Source organism: Sulfitobacter sp. M22 (assembly GCF_021736025.1).
Lineage (GTDB): Bacteria > Pseudomonadota > Alphaproteobacteria > Rhodobacterales > Rhodobacteraceae > Sulfitobacter > Sulfitobacter litoralis.
In genome coordinates this window covers 317,764-342,202 of the sequence record NZ_WMEC01000001.1, presented here as the reverse complement: position 1 = coordinate 342,202, position 24,439 = coordinate 317,764, and the positions used below count along the sequence as shown (strand labels likewise).

General features: G+C 56.7%; 17 protein-coding genes and 1 tRNA gene. 7 read left to right on the top strand and 11 right to left on the bottom strand.

Going from position 1 to position 24,439, the window contains the following annotated elements; translation table 11 throughout:
* The first annotated feature begins 36 nt into the window (after positions 1-36).
* Entirely contained in the window at positions 37-1,089 is a 1,053-nt protein-coding gene (locus GLP52_RS01755) for an AI-2E family transporter (protein ID WP_237271413.1), read from the top strand.
* Here GLP52_RS01755 and GLP52_RS01750 read toward each other — a convergent pair.
* The 3 genes from GLP52_RS01750 to dctP all read right to left on the bottom strand — a co-directional run bounded on the left by GLP52_RS01750 (position 1,075) and on the right by dctP (position 4,205).
* Positions 1,075-2,475: a TRAP transporter large permease gene (locus tag GLP52_RS01750; protein WP_093732475.1), complete on the bottom strand. Its 1,401-nt coding sequence runs from the start codon at positions 2,473-2,475 to the stop codon at positions 1,075-1,077. The two genes, GLP52_RS01755 and GLP52_RS01750, sit on opposite strands and share 15 nt — an antisense overlap.
* A 2-nt stretch (positions 2,476-2,477) precedes the next feature.
* Positions 2,478-3,107, bottom strand: coding sequence for a TRAP transporter small permease subunit (locus tag GLP52_RS01745; protein WP_093732474.1), 630 nt, complete (start codon positions 3,105-3,107; stop codon positions 2,478-2,480).
* An 81-nt stretch (positions 3,108-3,188) separates the two neighbouring features.
* Entirely contained in the window at positions 3,189-4,205 is a 1,017-nt protein-coding gene (gene dctP, locus GLP52_RS01740; protein ID WP_237271412.1) for a TRAP transporter substrate-binding protein DctP, read from the bottom strand.
* 381 nt (positions 4,206-4,586) lie between these two features.
* Between dctP and acs the strand changes: the two genes are divergently transcribed.
* A complete protein-coding gene (gene acs / locus GLP52_RS01735) occupies positions 4,587-6,542 on the top strand; it encodes an acetate--CoA ligase (RefSeq protein WP_237271411.1) in 1,956 nt (651 codons plus the stop codon).
* A gap of 66 nt (positions 6,543-6,608) precedes the next feature.
* Here acs and GLP52_RS01730 read toward each other — a convergent pair whose 3' ends face one another.
* Positions 6,609-7,124, bottom strand: coding sequence for a DUF992 domain-containing protein (locus tag GLP52_RS01730; protein ID WP_093732471.1), 516 nt, complete (start codon positions 7,122-7,124; stop codon positions 6,609-6,611).
* 255 nt (positions 7,125-7,379) lie between these two features.
* Here GLP52_RS01730 and GLP52_RS01725 point away from each other — a divergent pair, with 255 nt between their 5' ends.
* Positions 7,380-7,898: a flavin reductase family protein gene (locus tag GLP52_RS01725; protein ID WP_093732534.1), complete on the top strand. Its 519-nt coding sequence runs from the start codon at positions 7,380-7,382 to the stop codon at positions 7,896-7,898.
* A 110-nt stretch (positions 7,899-8,008) separates the two neighbouring features.
* Here the strand turns inward: GLP52_RS01725 and GLP52_RS01720 are convergent, their stop codons facing one another.
* The 3 genes from GLP52_RS01720 to acnA all read right to left on the bottom strand — a co-directional run bounded on the left by GLP52_RS01720 (position 8,009) and on the right by acnA (position 17,060).
* On the bottom strand, positions 8,009-12,154 hold the full coding sequence (locus GLP52_RS01720) for a translocation/assembly module TamB domain-containing protein (RefSeq protein ID WP_237271410.1): 4,146 nt from the start codon (positions 12,152-12,154) through the stop codon (positions 8,009-8,011).
* Positions 12,155-12,162: 8 nt separating this feature from the next.
* Positions 12,163-13,986, bottom strand: a complete 1,824-nt coding sequence (locus GLP52_RS01715) for an autotransporter assembly complex protein TamA (protein ID WP_237271409.1) — start codon at positions 13,984-13,986, stop codon at positions 12,163-12,165.
* Positions 13,987-14,285: 299 nt separating this feature from the next.
* A complete protein-coding gene (acnA, locus tag GLP52_RS01710; protein WP_237271408.1) occupies positions 14,286-17,060 on the bottom strand; it encodes an aconitate hydratase AcnA in 2,775 nt (924 codons plus the stop codon).
* 234 nt (positions 17,061-17,294) lie between these two features.
* On the opposite strand from acnA, the gene GLP52_RS01705 reads away from it, so the two are divergent.
* The gene (locus GLP52_RS01705; RefSeq protein ID WP_237271407.1) at positions 17,295-17,993 is read left to right on the top strand and encodes a DUF1223 domain-containing protein; all 699 of its coding nucleotides are present in this window, start codon (positions 17,295-17,297) and stop codon (positions 17,991-17,993) included.
* A 38-nt stretch (positions 17,994-18,031) separates the two neighbouring features.
* On the opposite strand, the gene GLP52_RS01700 is transcribed toward GLP52_RS01705, so the two are convergent.
* The 3 genes from GLP52_RS01700 to purB form a co-directional block, all read right to left on the bottom strand.
* Positions 18,032-18,934, bottom strand: a complete 903-nt coding sequence (locus tag GLP52_RS01700) for a lysophospholipid acyltransferase family protein (protein ID WP_237271406.1) — start codon at positions 18,932-18,934, stop codon at positions 18,032-18,034.
* 123 nt (positions 18,935-19,057) lie between these two features.
* The gene (locus GLP52_RS01695; protein ID WP_237271405.1) at positions 19,058-19,582 is read right to left on the bottom strand and encodes a tetratricopeptide repeat protein; all 525 of its coding nucleotides are present in this window, start codon (positions 19,580-19,582) and stop codon (positions 19,058-19,060) included.
* A gap of 177 nt (positions 19,583-19,759) precedes the next feature.
* Positions 19,760-21,064, bottom strand: coding sequence for an adenylosuccinate lyase (gene purB, locus GLP52_RS01690; RefSeq protein WP_093732465.1), 1,305 nt, complete (start codon positions 21,062-21,064; stop codon positions 19,760-19,762).
* Positions 21,065-21,318: 254 nt separating this feature from the next.
* Here purB and GLP52_RS01685 point away from each other — a divergent pair, with 254 nt between their 5' ends.
* Entirely contained in the window at positions 21,319-22,467 is a 1,149-nt protein-coding gene (locus GLP52_RS01685) for a trans-sulfuration enzyme family protein (RefSeq protein ID WP_093732464.1), read from the top strand.
* A 68-nt stretch (positions 22,468-22,535) separates the two neighbouring features.
* Here GLP52_RS01685 and GLP52_RS01680 read toward each other — a convergent pair.
* Positions 22,536-22,621: transfer RNA gene (locus GLP52_RS01680), tRNA-Leu, on the bottom strand.
* 175 nt (positions 22,622-22,796) lie between these two features.
* Between GLP52_RS01680 and GLP52_RS01675 the strand changes: the two genes are divergently transcribed.
* Together GLP52_RS01675 and lipB are read left to right on the top strand one after the other, a co-directional pair.
* Positions 22,797-23,465 carry a DsbA family oxidoreductase gene (locus tag GLP52_RS01675; RefSeq protein WP_093732463.1) on the top strand — a complete coding sequence of 223 codons (669 nt, stop codon included), beginning with the start codon at positions 22,797-22,799 and terminating at the stop codon, positions 23,463-23,465.
* A 39-nt stretch (positions 23,466-23,504) separates the two neighbouring features.
* Positions 23,505-24,161 (top strand): lipoyl(octanoyl) transferase LipB, encoded by a 657-nt coding sequence (lipB, locus tag GLP52_RS01670; protein WP_093732462.1) that lies wholly within the window; start codon positions 23,505-23,507, stop codon positions 24,159-24,161.
* Positions 24,162-24,439 lie beyond the last annotated feature (278 nt).

The window sequence follows — 24,439 nt, the reverse complement described above, 5'->3', positions numbered from 1 at the left end:
TTGCCTTCAATTCGGCGCTCGCTTCAGCTGATAGTCTTGATTTCCCTATTCGTCACAGCCTATTTCGCCAAGGATCTGATACTTCCTATTGTTTTGGGATTTTTACTTGCCCTGACCCTATCGCCCGTCGGGCGAGGCCTACATCGCGTCGGTGTGCCACATCCGGTGTCGGCATTTCTACTGGTGACCGCGACAACGCTGGTGATTGCGGCCGTAGTCCTTCTATCTGCCGGTACCGTCGCGATCTGGAGCGATGAAATCCCCCAGATGGGCCGCGAAATCCAGATAAAGCTCAGCGGGGTCAGTAGTGCTGTTGAGACGATGCGCTCTGCATCCGAAGAGGTTCAAAAGCTGGGCACCGACACCGCTACCACGCCGCAAGAGGTGGTCGTGCGCCAGCCTGGCCTGCTTGATACCGCGATGGATACCGTAAGCAAGACCGGGGCTTCGCTGGCTGTGATCCTTATTCTAGCGCTGTTCCTTTTGGGGTCCGGAGAGCTATTTTACCTAAAACTTGTACAGGCCATGCCGACTTTGAAGGAAAAGAAACGCGCATTGCATACAGTTTATGCAGTGGAAAAACGCGTGTCTCGCTATCTGCTTACCATCGCCACGATTAACGCGATTCTTGGGATCCTCGTGGGGACCTACCTGACCATCCTAGGGCTGCCGTCCGCGTATATCTGGGGCATTGCGGCATTCATGCTGAACTTCCTGCCTTATATCGGCGGGTTCGCGGGTGTCTTGCTGGTTGCTGGATTCTCGCTCGTGACGTTTGATACCGTCGGTTATGCGATGCTCGCCCCAATCGGCTATCTGACCCTGACCCTGGTTGAAGGTCAGATCATCACCCCGTGGCTGGTAGGCCGTCGCCTTGAGATGAACACAGTGGCCGTGTTCCTTACTGTGGTTTTCTGGGGGTGGTTATGGGGCATCCCCGGCGCGTTGGTCGCGGTGCCCTTTCTTGTGGTGTTCAAAGTGGTCTGCGAGAACTTTGAACCCCTTCATACCATCGGGAGTTTCCTGTCCGCAGAGCAGGTCAAACCCGATGATATGAGGGATCAAGCGGCGATGTCAGCCAGCGAGTGACGGCAGCCAAAGCACGATAGACGGGAACGCCACGAGCAGCGCAATCGTCACAGCATCCGCGATAAAGAACGGCGTTACTCCTTTGAACACGTCCTGAACGCTAAGATCAGGGCGCACACCGGCGACGACGAAACAGTTCAGGCCAATAGGCGGTGTGATCAGACAGAACTCTGCCATCTTCACCACCAAAATCCCGAACCAGATCGCACACATCGGACCCGACATGCCAAAAGCGCTATCCGCAGCAGAGACGAACTCGCCCCCGTTGAGCGCCATGACGGCGGGGTAGACAACCGGAAGCGTGAGCAACAGCATGCCGATGGCATCCATGAACATGCCCAAGACCGCATAGGCCAACAGGATGCAAACGAGGATCAGGACTGGCGACGCCTCGAGCCCCGAAATCCAGTCGGCAAACGCGCCGGGCAGATCGGCAAAGCCCAAGAACCGCACATAGATCAGCACGCCCCAGATGATGGTAAAAATCATCACGGTCAGTTTGGCTGTCTCGAGCAAAGCATCCTTCAGCTCAGCCCACCGCATGCCGCGATACAGCGCCATCAGGAAGACAATAAACGCGCCCACTGCCCCACCTTCGGTCGGGGTACCCCACGCGTCGCCGAACGGGTTGTAGACGAAGAAGATAATGATGATCACAACCGCAAAGATCGGCATGGCCGCGGGAAGCGAGGCGAAGCGCTGTTTCCACGTAAAACCGGTGACAGGAGGACCGACGTTCTTCCAGATCGTGGCGATACCAACGATCAGGATCGCATAGACAATGGCCGAAAATGCACCGGGGATGAAACCCGCCAAAAGCAGTTTGCCAACGTCTTGTTCAACGATGATTGCATAGATCACGAGGATTGCAGACGGCGGGATCAGCGATGCCAATGTGCCCCCTGCCGCGACAACGCCTGCAGCGAATTTCTTGTTATACCCGATCGACAGCATCTCCGGGATCGCAATGCGCGCGAACACGGCTGCAGTGGCGACGGACGCACCAGAGACGGCCGCAAAGCCAGCCGTCGCAAAGACGGTAGAAACAGCAAGCCCCCCTGGCAACCAAGCGATCCAGCGCTTTGCCGCTTCGAAAAGGGCGCGGGTCAGACCGGCATAATAGGCCAAAAACCCGATCAGGATGAAGGTCGGGATCAGGCTCAGCGTCTGGCTAGACACTTTGGAATGCGGCACCTGCCCCGCTGTTTTGATCGCAACGGTCAGCGCCCAGTCCAGTTCGGACCATTGCATCCCTTTCTTGGACCAAAAAATCCAGATCAGGCCGATCAAGCCTGCCATCGCCGCGGCAAATGCCACACGCATACCGAGCACCACCATAAGCAGCAGCCCGCCCGAGACCCAAAGGCCAATTTCAATAGGGTCCATTATCAGTCCCGCCCGTCTAGATGTTCAGCTTCCGCCATGGCCTGTTCGGCTGCGGATTGTACCAAAGGTACGGCAACTGGGCTTTCCAACCCCAGTACGAATGCGCGTCCATATCCCCAGATTTGCAGCAACAACCGCAATGCCAGAACAGAGAACGCCATCGGCACGATCAGTTTCGCAGGCCAGATCGGAAGCCCGATATCGATAGAGCTATCGCGGCTCCACAGGGGGGCGGCAAAATCGAAGCTCCGCTGGAAATGCGCCCACGACCCCCAGATAAGAGCGATCATCAGGATAAAAATCAACAGAACCGAGAACGTCTCAGCGGCCCATAACGCGCGGCCTTTAAGCTGGCCGATCAGGATATCCATGCGTACATGGCCCCCGTTTCGCTGGGTATAGGAAATGCCCATGATCGCGATCAGCGGCATGGCGAATTCGATCCAGTCGACATAGCCAGGAAGCGGCGAGGCAAAGAACTTACGCCCGCCGACCGACCAGACGGCAAGCACCATCAGCATGAAGACGGCAATTCCGGAGACAAGGGCAAACACGGTTTCAAGGCGTAACAGCCCTTTGTCGATACGGCTAAGCAGACTGCCGTCTTCGAGCACGGCGGAGGAACCGGCCATGATGCTTTCCTTTCAAATGAGTGGGAGGGAGATATTGGAAACAAAGAGGGCCTGAAAAACAGGCCCTCTTCACCGTGCGGCTTAGTTAGACGCGCGTTTTTCTTCGAGTGTTTTGATAACCAGATCGTACAGCTCTTGGCCAGGGATGCCTTGGGCTTCCATGTCTTTGATCCAGGCTTCACGTGCAGGGTCGGCAGCTGTGGCTTTGAACTCGGCCAGCACTTCGGGCGAGAACATAACTTTTTCCACGCCTTTTTCTTCCAGCACGGTATCCCAGCGGCCCAGCAGCTCGCCGTAGTTCGCCAGATAGTGATCCAGCGCCTCGTCAACAGAACCGTCCAGCGCTTCTTTTTCTGCGTCGGACAAGGCATCATAGGCGTCGATGTTGACCACGACAGGGCAGTTCACAGTCCCGGGGTTCAGGTTCGCCGTCCACCAGTCAGCCTTGTTGATCGTACCAAAGCTGAGGTGTGCGTGCTGTGCGAAAGCCACTGTATCGACAACACCAGATTCCATCGCGTTATACGCTTCGGAAGAGGTAACGGAGGTCGGAACAGCGCCAACGGCTTCAAAGGCTTTGCCCAAACCGCCTGTTGCACGTACGCGCATGCCTTCGAATGATTCCAGCGTGTCGCGCGCTTCGCCCGTGCCCACAAGGTTGTACTGTGGCATCGGCGAGGTCATCAGCATTCTGGCATTCCACTGCGCCATTTCCTTGGCCACGGCGGGGTGCGCATAAACGGCACGGGATACAGCGACTTCTTCTTCGAGGTTCTGAACGCCGAGGAATGGCAGCTCTAGCACGGTGATCGCGCGGTTCTTATCCGCGTGGTAGCCCGCGCAGAATTGAGCCATCTCGAAGGCGCCGATCGAAATACCATCAAGGTTGTCGGAGTTCTTGGACAGACCGCCATAGCTTACATTGATGGTGAATTCGCCATCTGTCTTTTCCGAGACAAGCTCGGCGATCTTTTCAACGTGCTCTGTAAAGGCGCGACGTTTACCCCAGACAGAGGCATTCCATTCCGTTGCGGCCGCTTGCGAGGCAAATGCAAAGGTCAGGGCGCAGACAGCTGCGCCATTTAGTAGATTGTTCATTGATATCTCCCTTATGCGGACTGTTGCTGGCCCGCTTGGGCGAAATACTACCTTCAGGGGGGCGGCCTGCCAACCCCCCAAGACGGGGCCCTGACGCGGTTGCAGGAGCCTTCGGCGAGGATTTCAGGCCATTTGGAAGCACGGCCTGCGCCTCATTCGCACCCGTTGACAGGCAATCGGCCAAGTTTGCTAGGGAATTTGCATCGCGAGAGGTGAAATTTACTGATTTATGCGGAATACGGAAAAATATTTACAGACAAACCGCATGTTTACATATGCTTATTTCCTTCTTTTCACTTCGCGTTATGATCTGCCGAGGGAGAGCCGCCGCGCGCAAGCGTCTGTGCGGCAGTAAACGAACAGAGTTCTGAGGGAGGAACCATGTCCAACGTCGCCACACAAACCTATCCGCCGTCTGACAAAATTGCAGACGCGGCCCATGTGAACGCCGCCAAATATGATGCGATGTATGATGCCTCTATCTCGGACCCCGAGGGGTTCTGGAAAGAACAGGCGCAGCGCGTTGACTGGATGACACCGTTCACCAAGGTCAAAGACGTCGATTTCACTTTTGGGCAGGTCAAGATCAACTGGTTCGCCGATGGCGCGCTGAACGTTAGCGCCAACTGTATCGACCGCCACCTTGAAACGCGCGGTGATCAGACCGCGATCATCTGGGAACCCGACAGCCCTAAAGAAGAGGCGCAGCACATCAGCTATCGCGCCCTGCACAGCCAGACGTGCAAAATGGCGAATATCCTGCGCGACATGGGCGTAGGTAAAGGCGACCGTGTGATCATCTATATGCCGATGATCCCCGAGGCCGCCTATGCCATGCTGGCCTGCGCGCGCATTGGTGCGATCCACTCAATCGTGTTTGCCGGGTTCTCTCCTGATGCGTTGGCAGCACGAGTGCAAGGTTCGGACGCAAAGATCGTCATCACCGCAGATTTTGCGCCGCGCGGTGGCAAGGCGACCCCGCTGAAGGCCAACGCCGACAAGGCGCTGGCGTCCTGCGACGCGTCGGTCAAATGTCTGGTGGTGCGTCGGACCGGCGGCGATGTTGCGTGGAACGACACGCGAGATGTGGATTATACAGCACTGGCCAAAGAGGCGTCCGACAGCTGCGCGCCAGAAGCGATGAACGCGGAAGACCCGTTGTTCATTCTCTATACCTCCGGCTCGACCGGCCAGCCCAAAGGCGTTGTGCATACCACGGGCGGCTATCTTGTCTATGCTGCCTTAACCCACGAGGTGACCTTTGATTACCATGACGGTGACGTCTATTGGTGTACCGCGGATGTGGGTTGGGTGACGGGCCATAGCTATATCGTCTATGGGCCACTCGCCAACGGAGCGACCACCTTGATGTTTGAAGGTGTGCCCACCTACCCCGACGCAAGCCGGTTCTGGCAGATCTGCGAAAAGCACAAGGTCAATCAATTTTACACCGCGCCGACCGCCATTCGTGCGTTGATGGGCAAAGGCCGCGCATTCGTAGATGGATGCGACCTGAGCAGCCTGAAGCTGTTGGGCACTGTAGGTGAACCAATAAACCCCGAAGCCTGGAACTGGTACAATGATGTGGTTGGCAAAGGGAATTGCCCCATCGTCGATACGTGGTGGCAGACCGAAACCGGGGGGCACCTTATGACCCCGCTACCGGGGGCACATGCAACCAAGCCCGGCGCTGCGATGAAACCGTTCTTTGGGATCAGACCGGTTGTCCTTGAACCGACATCGGGTGCCAAGATTGACGGGAATGATGTCGAGGGTGTTTTGTGTATTGCCGACAGCTGGCCCGGCCAGATGCGCACAATTTGGGGCGATCATGAACGGTTCGAGCAGACCTATTTCAGCGACTACAAAGGCTATTACTTTACCGGCGATGGATGTCGGCGCGACGCGGACGGCGACTATTGGATCACCGGCCGCGTGGATGATGTGATCAACGTTTCTGGCCACCGTATGGGGACGGCAGAGGTGGAAAGCGCGCTTGTCGCACACCCGAAGGTAGCCGAGGCCGCAGTTGTCGGCTTTCCTCATGATATCAAAGGTCAGGGCATTTATTGCTACGTATCCCTGATGAGCGGCGAAAGCCCGAGTGACGCGCTGCGAACCGAATTGCGAAACTGGGTTCGTTCCGAGATTGGGCCTATTGCATCACCAGATGTGATCCAGTGGGCGCCTGGGCTGCCCAAAACACGTTCGGGTAAGATCATGCGCCGTATCCTGCGCAAGATTGCAGAAAACGACTATGGCGCGCTTGGCGATACCTCGACCCTTGCAGAACCAGAAGTCGTCGACGATTTGATCGCAAACAGAATGGACCGCTAGGAAGCGACAACGGAAAAGGGGCACCACGCGGTGCCCCTTACGTCACAAATTAGCTAGATATCGAATTTAGCCTTCGACACGTTGCAAGGTGATTTCACCCACACCGATAGCAAAGTTCACACCATTTTGGGTATTCAAGCTAATCGGCTGCAACGCCAGTGTATCTTCAGAACCACCAACCATCACATTGGCCCCGAGCCCGACGCCAAAGGTCGCCTCTGCTGATACGCCCTGATAATCGCCGTTCAGACCACCCTCGTAATATTCGGATTCAGTCGGTGCCAGAACAAGCCAGGACATTTGGCCGTTCTGGGTCTTGCCGATATCGATGCCGTAGCGCTTGATATCGCCGACATATGTCTCGTCTGCCAGACCTTCCTGCACGGGGTTGAAGGTACAGGTCAGTTCACGGGTAGAACCGAAAATAAAGCCAGTGCCATCGCTAACGTCACAGCTCAGCGAGCCGACTTCAGTGTGGTCCACAGTCTCGCCGTCATCTGCCAAGGCAGGCGTGGACAACGCAGCGCCGGTTACAAGTGCAGCTACAGTCAGCTTGAGGGGTGCAAAACGATTCAGTGTCATAATCTATCCTTCCGGCGGGAAAACCGCCTGTATCAGTCGTGAGCGTCGGCATTCGGGTGCCTGTTGGCGGTGGATGGAACGTCATGTCCCAGCACCCCTTTTCCGACAGGCATTCCGGTATGTTACGGTCACGCCTCTCAGTGAAGGGACAACACGTTGGGGGCGGTTCGGTTCCACCAAACCGCTATTATCGGCGGCCGAGGCACGGGGGTTTGCCGTCTGGACAAATCCAGCGTCGCGTGGCACCGCTGCGATATGGCTGACAATATGCATCACTTCATTCCCCTGCCCGACGCAACAGTCGAACTGCGCCGCGCTTTTGGCCGGTTTGGCACAGGTGTGACGATCATCACGGCTCAGACCGCCGATGGCCCCTTGGGGATGACCGCGAATTCATTCTCCTCAGTTTCGCTTGACCCACCGTTGGTGCAATGGTCCCCCGCGCTCAGCTCCAAACGCCATGACGCGTTTGCACAGGCTGCGCAGTTCGCCGTGCATATCTTGGACGCAGGCCAACGCGCTCTTGCGGATGCTTTTGCTGTGTCCGGCGATGCCTTTGGCGCATTCGACTGGTCAACAGGCCCCAACGGTGCCCCCACGCTGTCAGGCTGTCTTGCAAGCTTTCACTGCGACACCTACGCCGTCCACCCGGCGGGCGACCATTCGATCATCCTTGGCCAAGTCACCCACGCTGCGTATGAAACCGACGAAGACGCTTCTGGCTTGATGTACGATCAGGGCCGCTACGGCCGTTTCACGCCGCGCGTCGGGTAGCAGGCTAAGCTCTTCCAAATGGATCAAATCCCGGGGGTGCCTCGGCCACGCCGAGGCGGGGGCTGGCCCCCTTCGGCATTATCCCTGTCTTTGCAGCCTCGCGGATCAGATCAATAATCTTTTTCAAAGAAAATACCGATCCCGGTATTCCCGTCGGACCCCACCGTTCCCTTGGCCGTCAAGTTTTTGGTTAGATCGAGGTTAATAGACACATCAGCCGTCCCATCCGAGGCGGCGGTGACATCCGTATAGACATTTTCCGAGATGTATTTCCCTGCGCGCACGGCCGTGGCCCCGCTGTCAGTGGTGGTCACATCCAGATCATCTAGCCCGAAGCCTGTGCGCAAGTTAGCAACGATCCCTGCGCCTCCCCGTCCGGCCAGTGTCGCAACGGCACTGGCCAATTGCAGAGCTTGAAACGCCGAAATCTCCGAAATGTTGCGCCCAAACAGCAACTGCGCCAGCACCTCATCTTGGGGTGAATCAGGGGTCGATTCAAACGACACTTTGGGCGATGTGGCTTTTCCCTCGATGATAATGCGGACCTCTCCGGTGTTGGTGGAGGTCGATGTGGCAAACCGAAGATAGGGAACCAAATCGCCTTGAAAGCGCACGGACCCCTCGTCCAGCTCGAACCGCTTGCCAAGAATATCAAGCCGCCCACGGATCAGATCAAACCGACCGGCCGAGATGATTTGGTTGGTCGTTCCCGTCAACAACAGGCTGCCCCCCAATTCAGCATCCAGCCCGCGGCCCCGCACAAAGATACGGCGCGGCGCGTTAATTTGGATATTCAGGCCGAACCCAGGCCCACTGTCGTCGCTGGCCGCCGGATCCGTTCCAGCATCTGCACCGGTCAGCCCGGCCTTGCGACGGGTAGCGATGACATCGGCAGGTGCACCAATAAAGTCGATCTGCGGAATATCCCCGATGCTCGTCATACCGGTCGACGGCACGCTCACTTCGGTCTCGCCCACGTCAATTCGGCCGCTGATACTTGCCCCGCCCGCGAGGGGACCTGACAGTCGAAGATTGCCATCTAGCGACGTTCGGTAGAGCGACGGGTCGATCAGCACGAGACTATTCAGACCGATTTGGATGTCAGCTGGCAGCGAGCCCGTCAGGGTCACCGCCCCTCCGACCTTGACCTGCCCACCATCGGCACCGCGAGCGGTCAGATCGATTTGCGCACGGTTATTGGCCAAACGAACATCCGCAGCAATATTTTGCAATGACACCCGAAGGTTGGGTGCCGATAGTGACGCGTCAGAGGTTTGCAATGTCCCCGTGACAGACGCAAGCGCAGGAGGACCGCTTACCGTCAGGTCAAACCGGGCTTGGCCCTGCAAGATGCGTGGTGCGATAAAGGGGGCCGACAGCCCAAGTGGCACGTTCCCGTTCACATCAAGGTTCAGGTTTCCGTCATTCCCAACGAGCCCGGCAATTGTGGCGCGGGTGCCAGCGGGACCGGCGGCATTGGTATTTACCCGCCAGCCTGCGTTTTCCTGTTCGGCGGTGCCTGTCACATTCAGCGGACCGGAGAGTTTCGGCACCACTGCCCCAAGATTGGGGATCGTGACATCGTAGGTCAACGCAGGCGCATCCCCCGTGACCACCCCCCGCACCGAAGCACGTGCTGCATAGGGACCAGTCGCGTTGGTGTTCACGACGATGCCGGCCGGCGTTTGCCGTACCGTTCCCTTCGCCGCAAGCGGGCCGGACACGCCCGGCACCAAGGGCTGCACATTTGGCACCGACACGTCAAAGGTCAGTGACATCTCGGGGCCTGTAGCCAATCCTTCAACCATGGCGCGCGCACCATATGGGCCGGTCGCGCTGGTATCGACAAAAAACCCCTTTTCCGTCTGGCGCACGGTCCCGGTCGCAGCAAGTGGCCCGTTCACTTGCGGTACCACCGCTTGAAGATTCGGGACCGATGCGTCGAAAGAGATATCAACCATAGGTGTTAACATACCTTGAACGGCGACCTTCGCCGCGTAAGGACCGCTGGCTTTGGCATTGATCTGGAAGCCTTCGTCTAATTGCTTGAGCGTCCCCGATGCCTCGACCGCGCCTGTCACCTGAGGGGTAAACGCCTCTACCCGCGGGATTGACGCGGTGAAGTCTAGATCAAGCGGCGTCAGTAACCCCTCGACCGTGGCGGTAACATCCTCGGGCGCAGTCGCTTTGGTGTCCACTTGCCACCCGTCCGGCGATTGGCGCAGCACACCGGCCAAGGAAACCGGACCTTCCACGGGGGCTTCGGGTACAAAATCGCGCAGCTCGGGTACATCAGCTGTGAAATTGAGCAAAGCATTTTCGCCTGTCGCGAGCCCTTTTGCTGTTAGTTGCGCTCCGTAAGGGCCGTCTGTCACTGCATCGACTGTCCAGCCGCGGCTGTCTTGGTCGGCCTCGGCCTTGATCGTGATCGGGCCCGAATATTGCGGCAGCACAACCGCGATATCATTCAGCTTTGCCTCAATGCGTGCCTGCGAATTATCGCTTCGCAATTCAACACCCCCGCTGGCGGTCAGCGCGTCGTTCTCAAGCATCAGATCGCGGACAAATGTACCCGTCTCATCCCGCGACGCGCCAAGGCTGAGCGTTGTATCCCCAACAAGCAAGGCATCGGCCTGTTCGATGCCGACCTTCAAATCCTGTGTCAGGCCAGAGATATTCAGATCAAACGTCCCATCCAGAGGCGTGATCTGGCCGACGATGTCGACATTCGCCGCACCGTCCATCTCGCGTCCGGCAAGAGCGGAAAATCGACTAATGTCAGTGGCTTCCAGCCGTGCGTTCAACTGGGTCAAAAAGCTTTCGCCTGGGCCGCTGATCGTTACGTCCCCCGTCAGACCGTAGTTTGTGCCCGACAGATCAAGATCGGAAATCTGAACCGGTGTGCCTTCGGTGTAGGCGATTGTCGTGCGTCCGCTCAAGGACTTGCCGACAGCTTCGGAGACGGCACCATTGGTCAGCGACAGCCCCTGCGCCGAAAACCCGAGGTCGCCCATGAATTCGCCGACCGATCCCGCATCGCCTTGCAGGGTGCCATCCAATGTCACTTGGGTCGATTCCGCAGCGAGCGCTTCGGTGGCAAGCTCGCTGACGTCGAACATAGCATTGATCGCGTCGCCATCTTGCACGTCATAGTTCACGTCCAGCGCAACACGGCGCACATAAGTATTGCCGCCTGCAACAGGCAGCAGAACAAGGCTCCCGTCGGCGCTGGCGACGGTCCCGGTTATGTCGATCAGGCTGGGCCAATTGTCACTGTTCAGCGTGATCTTGCCTTGCAGCTCGGCTGACTGCGCCTTGAGAGCGAAGTCGCTGACATCGACCCCACCCTCGGCGCGAACCAGCGCGTCGAGGGTCAACGCCACATCGGTGCCAAAGAATTCGCGGTATTGCGACAGGATCAACGCGGTCACGTCGCCCCTCAGATCGGCCCGAATGCGGCGGTCCGGCGTGGTGTTATCCCCTTGTGCCGCCACGATAACCTGACCGTCCAGACGCTGTTCGCCATCGGTAGAAAGGTCAATATCCGTTTCAAAGTCCGACAATGGCCCCCGACCCGCGATAACAAGATCAACCGAGGGTTCATCCGGCAGCTTCAGCGTGCGCGAGATAATGCCCTTGGCTTCCTCAGAGAGGGTCACGGCCATTTCCAGCAAGCTATCGTTACGATTAAGGTCCGCGATAATCTTGAACTCACCCTTCTTGCCATCAGTCCGTGCAGCAAGAATATCGACATTCGCGGTATCATCGTTCAACAGCGCGGTCGCCTGCACAGTCAGCTGTGCCGGCTCGCCCAAAATCGGCGCGCCCAGGTTGATCTCGTCGACTGAAAAATCCGCCACGTCGATGGCGACGGGCAGATCAGGGATTGCAGGAAAGCTAAAGGGCTTGGCTTCCGGATCGGGAAGCGCTTCTTCCTCCGAGACAGGCAGCCGCGGCACGTTCAACCGCTTTGCCGTCAGTGCCTGCACCTCTAGCCGCCCGCGCAGCAAGGCAGAGCGATTCCAGTCCAGTTCGACCTCTTCCAGTGTCAGCCAGACCCCTTGTTCATCAGCGATCGTCATCCGGTCAAAACGCGCACGCGAACTCAGCGCACCGGCAAAACCGTCGATGCTGACCGTGCGGCCTGCCCCGCTCAGGGCATCTTGGATGGTGCGAGTCAGGAACCCTTTGTCATCCTCCTGTGCCGTGGCGACAGTGCTGACAAAGATCAGGGCGGAAACTAAAAAGTGGCGCATGAAGTGGATCAAAACGATTGTCCAATACCGATATAAACTTGAAAATTCTCATCTGTCTCGGGACCTGAAACGGGTACCGCGAGGTCGACGCGGATCGGACCGATGCCTGTCGCATAGCGCAGGCCAAGGCCCGCCCCAGACTGCCATGTCCCTGACCCGTCATAGAACTCTTCCGCGCCGATATAGCCCGCATCGGCAAATGCAACGACGCCGATTTTGTCGCGGACCTGCCAGCGTGCCTCTGCGGATAGGCCCGCAAAGCTGCGCCCGCCCACGGTGTCACCACTGGCCAAATCCACGCCGAGCGATTGATAAGGTTGCCCCCGCACTGTGCCCCCGCCGCCCGAATAGAACAGGTAGTCTGCCGGCGATTCCGACAGCGTCGGGCCGTAGACCGACCCCAACTGACCGCGCAGCGCGAAGGTGACCGGCCGAGTGGTGCCAAAGGTTTTATAGCCGCGCACATCGATATAGCTGCGCACGCCGTTATCCGACCCGGCCAGCGCAACAAATGGCGTCACGCTGGCTTTGGCATAATATCCGTCTTTGGCATCCAGCCGGTTATCGCGATAATCATGCTCCGCGCTTAGCGGCAGGGTCAGCAACGTATATTCGTTCTCGCCAAAGGCATCACGGGTTTGCGCGGTGCGTAGGCCGACACCTAGGCTGTAGGTCCGTTCCTCGCTGGCGATGCGTTCGACGCCGGCCTCGAGGTCGAGTTGACGCGAGAAATAATTCACCTCGTCCAGTTGTTCGATTTCAGCCAGCGCGTAGAAATTTGTGTCGGCGTTAAATGTCGCGGGGCGTTCAAAACGCGTACCGAGGCGATAATCGGTACCGCCTGAATCGCCACCGATACCGGATACCTCCCCCTCGACGCGCAGCCTTTCGGCCCCGCCAAGCAAGTTGCGATGCAGCCAATAGGAGCTAACGCTTAGACCATCGAGCGATGAAAGTTCGGCGCCGAAACCAAAGCGACGCTTGGGTGCGTCAGTCACCTGCACGGTGATCGGCAGCACGTCTGGCGCTGTAATCTGATCGGCCTCGATCATGGCGACTGAGCTGAAAGCACCCGTGCGCCGCAGCCGCGTTGCCGCGAGATCAAGCTGCTCTTGCGAATACACCTCTCCCGTTGGTAAGCCTGCGATCTTTTTGATCCGGCGCAGGGTCACGTCGCTTTGGCCCTTTACGGCCAGCTCACCAAACCGAAGCCGTGGGCCCGGGCGCAGTCGAAGCGTTGCGGCCAAAGTCGCGTCAGGAACACGGGCTGTCAGCTGTTGCTCTGCCAGCTCGGCCTTGGCATGACCTTGATCGCGCCACCCCTCTATGCCAGCGGCAACGGCTTCCTTCATCACGCCCAGACTTGCAGTTTCTCCCGCTGCAAACTGTTCCGGCAGTTCAGTTTCCGGTGCCACAGGAGCGATCTCTGCCTTTGAAAAGCTGAACTTTCGCCCCGTCTCGATATCGATCACAGCACGGTTGATCTGTTTCGGCGGTGTCACCGGCGCAATGGCAGAAGCATCTACACCGTCGAGGGTAATCTTGATGACAGCTGCGAAATACCCTTTGTCGTAAAGCACAGCCAGCAACCGAGCGTAATCAGCCTGAGCGGCAGCCAGCAGTTCTTGGGTGGTCGGATCAGCGTCTTCGGCAGTTTCCTCGCGCAGCAGTGATCCGCCTGAGACCGTCTCGTAGAGGTCGGAGGCCGCGTCGATGCCCGTGATATCAAGCGTCGCGGCGAAGCCGGCCGTGTATCCTCCCCAGACCAAAGCCGCCGCAGCCGTAGAGGCGCGCAGGAACGTCTTAAAATTGTCTGAATGAAAATGCGCCATGCGGTGCTCCCTGTACTCATGGTACGACGTGTCGTTGGGTGAGACTTAGAGCGCGCGACCGCAACGTCAGAAAACGAGTTTATTATTAGCTTATGCATAGCGGAAATCGCCTGCTTTCGGCAAACAGTCTGTTGGGCAAAATCAGGATTGTGAACCGCAAAACGCGTCGAAGTGCGTCATTTCACGCATGACAGCGGAACTTTGCCGTGATGGCGTGGGCTTGATACGCAAAACGCCCGCCAAGCTGAAACTTGGCGGGCGTTTTTCTAGGGTCGCACGCGGCGGCCCGTGGCCTGCGATCAGGCCGATTTCGCGAGGTTGCGCAGTACGTAATGCAGAACGCCACCATGTTCGATGTATTCGATCTCGATCGCGGTATCGATGCGGCACTTGATCATGATCTCTTTGACCGAACCGTCTGCTATGGTGATCGTGCACGGCACTTCTTGCAGTGGCTTGATGGTGTCGAGACCGCTGATTGATACGGTTTCTTCGCCCGTCAGACCCAAGCTTTTGCGCGTGTCACCGTTGGTGAATTCGAACGGGATGACACCCATGCCAACAAGGTTAGACCGGTGAATACGTTCAAAGTTCTCTGCGATAACAGCTTTGACGCCCAGCAGAGCCGTACCCTTGGCCGCCCAATCACGTGACGAACCTGCACCGTATTGCTCGCCACCGAAGATCACCAGCGGCGTGCCGTTTTCCTGATGCGCCATCGCTGCATCAAAGATCGACGTCTGTTCGCCATCGGGGCCTTTGGTATAACCACCTTCGACGCCATCCAGCATCTCGTTCTTGATCCGGATGTTGGCAAAAGTGCCGCGCATCATGACTTCGTGGTTACCGCGACGGCTACCGTACGAGTTGAATTCACGTACAGGCACCTGACGTTCAACCAGATACTGACCCGCAGGTGTGGTTTCCTTGAAGGAACCAGCAGGCGAGATGTGGTCGGTTGTGATCATGTCACCCAGAACGGCCAGAACTTTGGCGTTTTCGATGTTTGTGATCACGCCTGGCTCTGGCGACATGCCCTGAAAGTAAGGCGGGTTCTGAACGTAGGTCGATTGCGGTGGCCAGTCGTAGGTCTTGGCGTCGGTGGTTTCGACGGACTGCCACTTTTCGTCGCCCTTGAAGACGTCGGCATATTTTTCCTGGAAGGCTTCGCGGGTCACGGTCTGCTCGACCAGATCAGCGACTTCCTTGGACGTTGGCCAGATGTCTTTCAGGTAGACGTCATTGCCGTCCTTGTCCTGCCCCAACGGGCTGTTGGCCAGATCGACATTCATGTCACCGACCAGCGCGTAGGCCACAACCAGGGGAGGCGACGCCAGATAGTTGGCACGTACGTCAGGCGAAATCCGGCCTTCGAAGTTCCGGTTACCCGACAAGACCGACGTCCCGATCAGATCGTAATCGTTGATCGCCTTGCTGATCGGAGCCTCAAGCGGTCCGGAGTTCCCGATACAGGTGGTGCAACCATAGCCGACAAGGTTAAAACCGATCGCATCCAGATCCTCTTGGAGGTTTGCGGCCTCAAGGTAGGCGGACACCACTTGGCTACCGGGGGCGAGCGAAGTTTTAACCCAAGGCTTGCGGGTCAGACCCAAGGCGCGTGCCTTACGTGCAACCAGACCGGCACCGATCATCACATAAGGGTTGGAGGTGTTGGTGCAGGATGTAATCGACGCAATGACGATCGAGCCATCATGCAGTTGATAGTTGCCATCTTCGGTCTGGACGTAGCCACGTTTGTGGTTGCCTTCGTCCCCGGGAATGTCGCGGGGTTCAGGCTGGCCGCCCTCACCTTCCCAACGGATTTCCGAATTGGCAGAGGTGTCTTTACCCTCGCGCACGCCTTTGACGTATTCTGCAAATGCAGTGTGTGCTGACGTGAGTGCGATGTAGTCTTGTGGACGCTTGGGCCCCGAGATCGCAGGTACGATGGTGCCCATATCCAGCGACAGCGTGTCAGTGTAGATAGGCGCATAGTTTTCGTCACGCCACATGCCGTTCTCTTTGGCATATGCTTCGACCAGCGCGATGCGGTCTTCGTCGCGGCCGGTTGTCCGCATGTAGCGCAGGGTTTCGGCATCGATCGGGAAGAAGCCACAGGTCGCGCCGTATTCGGGGGCCATGTTGGCAATCGTGGCACGGTCGGCCAATGGCAGCGTATCAAGGCCAGCGCCGTAGAATTCGACGAATTTGCTCACTACGCCTTTTTCGCGCAGCATTTCTACGACTTTCAACACCAGATCGGTCCCGGTGGTGCCTTCCATCATGGCACCGGTCAGCTCAAAGCCGATAACTTCCGGAATCAGCATCGAAATCGGCTGACCCAGCATCGCGGCTTCGGCTTCGATACCGCCAACGCCCCAGCCAAGAACGGCCATACCGTTAACCATGGTGGTGTGGCTGTCGGTCCCGACGAGCGTGTCAGGATATGCGACTTCGACGCCGTCTTGGTCCGTGTCGGTCCAGACTGTTTGCGCCAGATATTCAAGGTTCACCTGGTGGCAGATGCCGGTGCCTGGGGGAACGACGCGGAAGTTGTTAAACGCTTTTTGACCCCACTTCAGGAAGGTATAGCGTTCGATGTTGCGTTCATATTCGCGGTCGACGTTCATCTGGAACGCGCGTGGGTTGCCAAATTCGTCGATCATAACCGAGTGGTCAATAACCAGATCAACAGGGTTTAGCGGGTTGATCTTGTCGGCGTCGCCGCCCAAGGCCACCAGCCCGTCACGCATCGCAGCAAGGTCAACAACCGCGGGTACGCCGGTGAAATCCTGCATCAGCACGCGGGCGGGACGATACGCGATCTCGCGAGGGTTCTGGCCGCCCTTGGCACCCCATTCGGCGAATGCTTTGATGTCGTCGACGGTGACGGTTTTACCATCCTCGAAACGCAGCATGTTCTCAAGCACCACCTTTAGCGCGGCGGGCAAGTTCGAGAAATCACCCAGACCGGCTTCCTGCGCTGCAGGAATCGAATAATAAGCGATGGATTGGCTGCCCGCAGAAAGTGTTTTGCGGGTTTTGGCGGTGTCCTGGCCAACGATAATGGTCATGGATGGCTCCCTTTATGGGTTAAAAAAGGTCGGTGACTTGGGGTCTAAATGCCTTATTGCGCAGGTCGTTTCAACTGCAAACACACGTTTCGGCCGCTTTTGTATACCGTTGTGTACTGGAGTATGGCATTTTTCACATCGCACCATAACGTTTCAGCGCCTCAACAAAGGTTGAGTGGTAATTGCAATACGCCCAGTCTACGAATTGAGCATCCAAACCGAAAGTACCCTGCGATGCCCCGCCTGCTCACGTCCCTCATTGTCACCAGCTTGCTGTCCGTCGCACCTGCTTTTGCACAAGACCGTCCTGTTGTGGTCGAACTCTTTACGTCGCAGGGATGCTCTTCCTGCCCGCCCGCGGACGAGATGTTTGCGGCGTTATCCGAACGAGAGGACGTGATTGCTCTGGCGTTTCATGTGGACTATTGGGATTACATTGGCTGGAAAGATCCCTTCGGTGCGCCTGCCCACGCCGAACGTCAACGCGCCTATGCGATGACAGGGGGACGCACATCTATCTATACGCCCGAGATGATTGTGAACGGCAAGACAGATGTTGTCGGAGCCAAGCCGGTTGAGCTGATGGAAGCCATCAATAAGCATAAGTCCGATGCCGCCCAAGTTGACCTGAGGATAGCACGTGACGGCGACACGCTTGAAATCAAAGCACAGACGCTGTCCGGCGCGGCGGGTCCATTTGACGTGTTTTTGCTGCGGTATCACCCCATCGCAGCGACGCAAATCAAACGCGGCGAAAATGCAGGCCATACGTTCGAGAACCGCAATATTGTCGCCGATTGGCAGGCCCTTGATCAATGGAACGGGCAGGCACCGCTGTCCCTCACGGCAACCGTCACCGGAGACATGCCGAGTGTTGTTCTGGTCCAGCGCAGCAATGCCGGAGCGATCGTCGCTGCAGCGCGCATCAGGTAATAGGCGCGAGACGCCGTTAGAATATCGACAAATTGGATCTACTTATCCCGATTGCGCCAGCGCCGATGTACCCAAAACCATTGCTCCGGATCCGCCTCTACACGCGCTGTGAGGCTGTCGTTCAAGGCTTGCGTCATCGTAGCCGCGTCGCTGTGCGGGACTGGAGCCTCAAGAACCGTCTCGAACGACACGCCATCCGGTTGGCGAATGCCGTAAAACGGGACCAGCAAAGCATCATAGCGTAGCGCAAGCTCGGCGGCAGAAAGCGCAGTATTTGCGGGAACACCCAGAAAATCCAGCATCGGCGCACCAAATACATGCTGATCGAACAACAGCACCAATTGCCCCCCTTCCTTTAGGTGACGCACAAAACCTGCGGTACCGCGGCGCCCTTGAGGAAAAACCGGCCCGCCGAATGCTTCCATCGTCTGGACGTAGTGCGCGTTGAAGTAGAGGTTTTTCATATTTCGATAGAGGCCGCCAACGTCATACCCCCGCGCCACAAGACACGCGCGCGTCGCCTCGTAGTTACCGTAGTGTCCGGTCACGAGAATAACGGGCTTGCCGCTTTTAGCGGCCGCCACTAGCGCAGTGACGCCTGGCCCAATCGGTGTGTTTTTCGCCATGCGTTTAGGAAAGTCATGCGCAGAGTAGTTTTCTATGAAGCTGCGCCCGACATTATTCAGACATTTTGAAGCAATCTCTTCACGTCTTTCGCTGGGAATCTGCGGCCAGATCATGGCTAGGTTTTCTAGCGCGCGCGCCCTATATCCCGCCACCGGACCGATAACCCGCTGAACAACCCAACCAACGAAAGCCAACCGCGCCTCATAGGGTAGCAACAATGCTAAACGGATAACACCGACTATAAACGCATTGGTTACGTAGTGAGCAATGCGTCGTTGAAGCGGAACATATGAAGCGTATTTAGGACTGGCCATGCGCGTCTGCCTGCAAGGAAAAGCGCCCCAAAGGGGCGGGGCCTGCCGTTCATACCGTGCAGGGCACCGCGCAACAAGCGAGTTTCACCCGGCAGGCAATGCAAAGCTGGGTGGAAAGCGATTTCAATAGCTGAATGTCTGACCGGTAGAGATAGCAGTGCGCAAGGAGGCTTCGGCCCACGTCCCTGCCCCGCCATGCGCACGAATAGCACGCAGCTCAGTTAGCGCGGCGGGGATATTCCCTTGCTCAACCAGCGCCTGCCCAAGATAGGACCGTGCAAGAATGTTCGCAGGATTGGCTTCAATAGCGCGTGCGTAAAATGTCATGCTACCCGATAGATCGCCCATCTTGCGGGTGGTGAAACCCATATAGGTAAGACGCCGGTCGTCATATTCTGGCATAGCGGCAAGCACGACGTGCGCGTCCTCATAGGCCCCGGCATAGGCCAGTACACGTACAGCTTGATATCGGTCGTCCGGCGTCAGGCGACTGTCTTTTGCATCGACGCACGTTTTGGATTTCTTTTCATACACCTGCCCGTCTTCACATTTCACGACAGGCTTTGGCGGAGACGTATTACCGGAGCCCGCCGCAAAGGCTGCAATCGGCAACACCAATGACAGGATGGACGCAAACATAACACGCATACTCAAACGCTCCTGAACTAATCACACCGCAGATGGTAGCCGATCTGGACCACAGGTAAAGTATTAGCTTCAAGCGTAGCGTCACGATAGCGAGAGCGATAGGGCTAAAGTGTGCACCCTTTTAATCAAAAAAATCTGCATCGCATTAGCGATGCAGATTTTGAAGTCGGCGATTGATCAGTCTTTGAAAACGCGCTTAAAAATCGTGTCGACATGCTTCGTATGGTAGCCGAGGTCGAACTTTTCTTCGATTTCCTCAGCACTTAGCGCAGCCAAAACCTCGCCATCCGCCAACAACTCGGTTTTGAAGTCCTTTCCGTCCTCCCAAACCTTCATCGCGTTACGCTGCACGAGCTTATAGCTGTCTTCGCGACTAACGCCGGCCTGCGTCAGAGCAAGCAAAACTCGTTGAGACATCACCAAACCGCTGAATTTGTTCATGTTGGCCAGCATGTTATCGGGATAGATCAGCATATTGTCGATCACGCCGGTCAAACGGTGAAGTGCGAAGTCGAGTGTTATCGTAGTGTCCGGCCCGATCGCCCGCTCTACGCTGGAATGCGAAATATCGCGCTCGTGCCACATGGTAACGTTTTCCATCGCAGGAATTACGGCCATGCGGATCGTGCGGGCCAGACCCGTCAGATTCTCGGTCAACACAGGGTTCTTCTTATGCGGCATGGCAGAGGAGCCCTTCTGCCCCGCCGAAAAGAACTCCGCCCCTTCAAGGACTTCGGTACGCTGCATGTGGCGCACTTCGGTCGCGACGTTTTCAATCGAGCTGGCGATCACGCCGAGGGCGGCAAAGAACGCGGCATGGCGGTCGCGAGGGATAATCTGCGTGCTCACCGGCTCGGGCGCCAGGCCGAGCTTTTCGCACACATGCTCTTCAACACGCGGATCGATATTCGCGAATGTGCCAACCGCGCCCGAGATGGCACCGGTCGCGATCTCGGATCGGGCCGTTTTCAGGCGCGTCAGGTTGCGGTCCATCTCTGCATAGAATCGCGCAAAGGTAAGGCCCATCGTCGTTGGTTCGGCGTGGATACCATGGCTCCGCCCGACGCGCAGTGTATTCTTATGTTCCATGGCACGGCGTTTCAGCGCGGCCAGCAGCAACCCCATGTCATCAATCAGAATATCGGCGGCACGGGTTAATTGTACGTTAAAGCAAGTATCCAAAACGTCAGAAGAGGTCATCCCCTGGTGCACGAACCGCGCCTCGTCGCTGCCTACATGCTCTGCCAAATGGGTCAGAAATGCGATAACGTCGTGTTTTGTAACGGCTTCGATCTCGTCAATCCGCGCCACATCAAATTCGACATCTTTGGCTTTCCAGACTGCTTCAGCGTTTTCGCGCGGGATCACCCCAAGGTCAGCCATGGCATCACAGGCATGCGCCTCGATCTCGTACCAGATGCGGAACTTGGCTTCAGGGGACCAGATCGCAACCATCTCGGGGCGGGAATAACGGGGAATCATGTGGTGATACCTTTGTTTTGGGGTGTTTTGATGTAGCCGCGGGATAGACCGCGGGGGGGTAAAGAACAAGTCTGAACCCCTATGACGCCATTTCTAGATCAAAAGCGCGCCTTGACCATAGGCGCCTCCGGCGGGAGTTTACCGGCAAAATGAAGAAGCGGTCAGATTATCGCTTTCCGGGCTGGCAGTTTTTGTCGCGGCGGGCAAAGGTGCCGTAAATTGAAAGAACTGTACCATTAGGGAATCGTTAAGAAATGTCTGATACGTCTCGTTTAAGCCCCGCTACAATCGCTGCCCAAGCGGCGGGTGCCATTGATGTTCAAACCGGCGGTGTCGTCCCAGCACTGCCAATGGCCACGACATATCTGCGGGACGCAGCATACCAGCCGCTACGTCCGGATAATATCTACCTGCGCGATCAGAGTGATATTGTGCGCGTCGCGGAGAACGTACTGGCACAGTTAGAAGGGGCAAAGGAAACCCTTTTGTTTCCATCAGGTATGGCAGCGCTGGCGGCTGCGTTTCGGACGGTGCCTAATGGTGGCCGCGTATTGGTACAAAGCCAGATCTATTGGGGCACAACAAAATGGATACGCGACTTCTGCACCCGCCGTGACATTGAAGTACGCGAGGTCGAAGCCTCAGATACTGTTGCATTTACACAGACTTGCGCGAGCTTCAAGCCAACACTCGCATTGATTGAGACGCCGTCGAATCCTTGGCTTCGTGTGGTTGACATACAGGCTGCCGCTGATGGGGTTCACGCCGTCGGCGGGTTGCTTGTGGTTGATAGCACCGCCGCAACGCCAGTATTGCAACAGCCGCTGCGCCACGGCGCTGACATCGTAATGCACTCGGCCACCAAAGGGATCAACGGACACTCGGACGTATTGGCTGGCGTATTAGCAACCAATAACGTGACCGGGCGCGTATGGGAGGATATTAAGATCGACCGTCATGATGCCGGCGCGGTCATCGGCCCATTCGAAGCATGGCTTCTGGTCCGGGGCATGCGTACGCTCCCCCTTCGCGTTAGAGAGATGTCTTCCAATGCGGCGAAATTAGCCGCGTTCCTGCAGGATCATCCGAAAATCGAAACCGTATTGTATCCAGGCCTTCCATCCCATAATGGCTATGAGCTGGCGCAAACTCAAATGACCGGCGGATTTGGTTCGCTTTTATCGTGTGTGGTCAAAGGTGGTGCAGAGGCCGCGCTTACGGTCATCAGCAAGCTAACTGTCTTTCACCGGGCAACCTCGCTCGGTGGTGTAGAAAGCCTGGTCGAGCATCGCCACACAATCGAGCCACACACCGGGATACCAGAGGGATTGCTACGACTGTCGGTCGGTATCGAAAGCATTGATGACCTGAGAAACGACTTGGTGCAAGCGTTTGACACATAAGGACAATTCGGGTCGTCCGCGTCCCGGAAGTTTTCGTCTGTGGTGAATATGATGGAAAATCAAACCAGTGGTGCGGTCGGAGAGACTCGAACTCTCACGGGTGTTACCCCACAGCGACCTCAACGCTGCGCGTCTACCATTCCGCCACGACCGCACGCCATGGTTTGTGGGGATCGTTTAGACAAAGTTTTTCGCAAAGTGAAGAGCTAAAATGCGCTGGCTTAAGGGCTTGTTCAGATTCATGTGTTTTACCATTCAATTAGGCAGCACGACTTGAAAATCAGCGCGAGGGCGTAAACTTAAGGGAGGATATGAAACAAGGAAGAGATATGACCCAAGCGAGCGCAACCACCCCTGCCCTTCAGATCGATATCGTCTCTGATGTCATGTGTCCTTGGTGTATTGTCGGCTACCGTCAGCTAGAACAGGCGTTAGCTGCCTTGAACATCGGTGCTTTCATCCGTTGGCATCCGTTCGAGCTGAACCCGCAAATGGGCCCAGAGGGTCAAAACCTGACGGAGCATATTGCCGAGAAATATGGTGCATCGCCCGAGCAGTCCGCTCAGAATCGTGCCCATCTTATTCAAATCGGCACTGAACTTGAGATTGATTTTCAATTTGATACGGAGAGCCGCATCGTCAATAGTTTTGCCGCCCACCAATTGCTGGATTGGGCACAAGATCAAAACCTTCAGCATCCACTGAAGCTCGCTCTGTTCGAAGCACATTTCACCGCAGGCTTGGATGTCTCTGACCCTGCAGTGCTTGTCGACGTTGCAGCTCAGGTTGGACTGGACCGTGATGAAGCGCGGCAGGTTCTGGAGGACAAGAGCCACGTTGAACGCGTTCGCGAGCGGCAATCGGTCTGGACATCACAGGGTATCTCAGGCGTCCCGTCGATGATTTTCGCCGGAAAATACTTGGTTACCGGTGCGCAGGGTGTCGATAACTATGTGCAAATTCTAGAAAAGGTTGTTCAAGAAATGAGTGCCGCATAATGAGCGCACGGCCATCCCTTCATAGCCGGTGCATTTAGAATGGTTGAATGGATCACATCCAACGAGCTTGTTGATTTCCGCGAAGCTGAAGCGTGGATGGAGGAACGCGCCTCCCTTATCGCCGCGAATCGCGCTGACGAGTGCATCTGGCTCGTAGAGCACCCCCCGTTATATTCAGCCGGCACTTCTGCCAAGATTGAAGACCTGACCGATCCAACACGGTTTCCGGTATTTGAAACAAGGCGCGGCGGACAGTACACCTACCACGGCCCAGGCCAACGCGTTGTCTACGTAATGCTAGATGTGGGTAAGCGCGGCCGAGACGTGAGACGTTTTGTACAAGACCTTGAAAGCTGGGTCATCGAAACGCTTAAAAGCTTTACTGTCAGCGGAGAAATCAAAGAAGGGCGTGTCGGCGTCTGGGTAGAGCGCCACGATAACCCCCTGAGTTCGACCGGGGATGTTCGTGAAGACAAAATTGCAGCGATTGGCATTCGGTTACGAAAATGGATCAGTTTTCACGGAATCAGTATAAATGTTGATCCAAATCTCGCGCATTTTTCAGGAATTGTTCCATGCGGCATTCAACAACACGGTGTGACATCACTCGTTGATCTCGGACTTCCGGTTGCAATGGAAGACGTTGACATCGCGCTGAAAAAGCAGTTCGCCAGCATCTTTCCCGATCTAGCCTGACCTAACTTTGGAGATACTGGGCTCCTTTTTGGGTTTTTCCAAGCCATAGCTGGGGACGTGAAATTCTCCCAACGTTCAACCTTCCTTCATTACTACAATGTATGTCTCTGATAATAATACCCAGCTTGAGGCAAATGCACACTCTCCGAACCACGTGCGCAGATCCATATGCCCCAGTGATACCATCAATAGATCAGTCTTTTTTCCTGCCCTGCGTCAAACGCGGCCATTGCCCATACTGACAAGCCGCACTAGAACGATCTTTAATTCAATGCGCG

Coding starts and splice junctions, on each gene's coding strand:
- GLP52_RS01750 (WP_093732475.1), bottom strand. CDS start 2,475: ATGGACCCTATTGAAATTGGCCTTTGGGTCTCGGGCGGGCTGCTGCTT.
- GLP52_RS01745 (WP_093732474.1), bottom strand. CDS start 3,107: ATGGCCGGTTCCTCCGCCGTGCTCGAAGACGGCAGTCTGCTTAGCCGT.
- lipB (WP_093732462.1), top strand. CDS start 23,505: ATGGTTGAATGGATCACATCCAACGAGCTTGTTGATTTCCGCGAAGCT.
- GLP52_RS01700 (WP_237271406.1), bottom strand. CDS start 18,934: ATGGCCAGTCCTAAATACGCTTCATATGTTCCGCTTCAACGACGCATT.
- acnA (WP_237271408.1), bottom strand. CDS start 17,060: ATGACCATTATCGTTGGCCAGGACACCGCCAAAACCCGCAAAACACTT.
- GLP52_RS01705 (WP_237271407.1), top strand. CDS start 17,295: ATGCCCCGCCTGCTCACGTCCCTCATTGTCACCAGCTTGCTGTCCGTC.
- GLP52_RS01695 (WP_237271405.1), bottom strand. CDS start 19,582: ATGCGTGTTATGTTTGCGTCCATCCTGTCATTGGTGTTGCCGATTGCA.
- purB (WP_093732465.1), bottom strand. CDS start 21,064: ATGATTCCCCGTTATTCCCGCCCCGAGATGGTTGCGATCTGGTCCCCT.
- GLP52_RS01730 (WP_093732471.1), bottom strand. CDS start 7,124: ATGACACTGAATCGTTTTGCACCCCTCAAGCTGACTGTAGCTGCACTT.
- dctP (WP_237271412.1), bottom strand. CDS start 4,205: ATGAACAATCTACTAAATGGCGCAGCTGTCTGCGCCCTGACCTTTGCA.
- GLP52_RS01715 (WP_237271409.1), bottom strand. CDS start 13,986: ATGGCGCATTTTCATTCAGACAATTTTAAGACGTTCCTGCGCGCCTCT.
- GLP52_RS01725 (WP_093732534.1), top strand. CDS start 7,380: ATGGCTGACAATATGCATCACTTCATTCCCCTGCCCGACGCAACAGTC.
- acs (WP_237271411.1), top strand. CDS start 4,587: ATGTCCAACGTCGCCACACAAACCTATCCGCCGTCTGACAAAATTGCA.
- GLP52_RS01675 (WP_093732463.1), top strand. CDS start 22,797: ATGACCCAAGCGAGCGCAACCACCCCTGCCCTTCAGATCGATATCGTC.
- GLP52_RS01720 (WP_237271410.1), bottom strand. CDS start 12,154: ATGCGCCACTTTTTAGTTTCCGCCCTGATCTTTGTCAGCACTGTCGCC.
- GLP52_RS01685 (WP_093732464.1), top strand. CDS start 21,319: ATGTCTGATACGTCTCGTTTAAGCCCCGCTACAATCGCTGCCCAAGCG.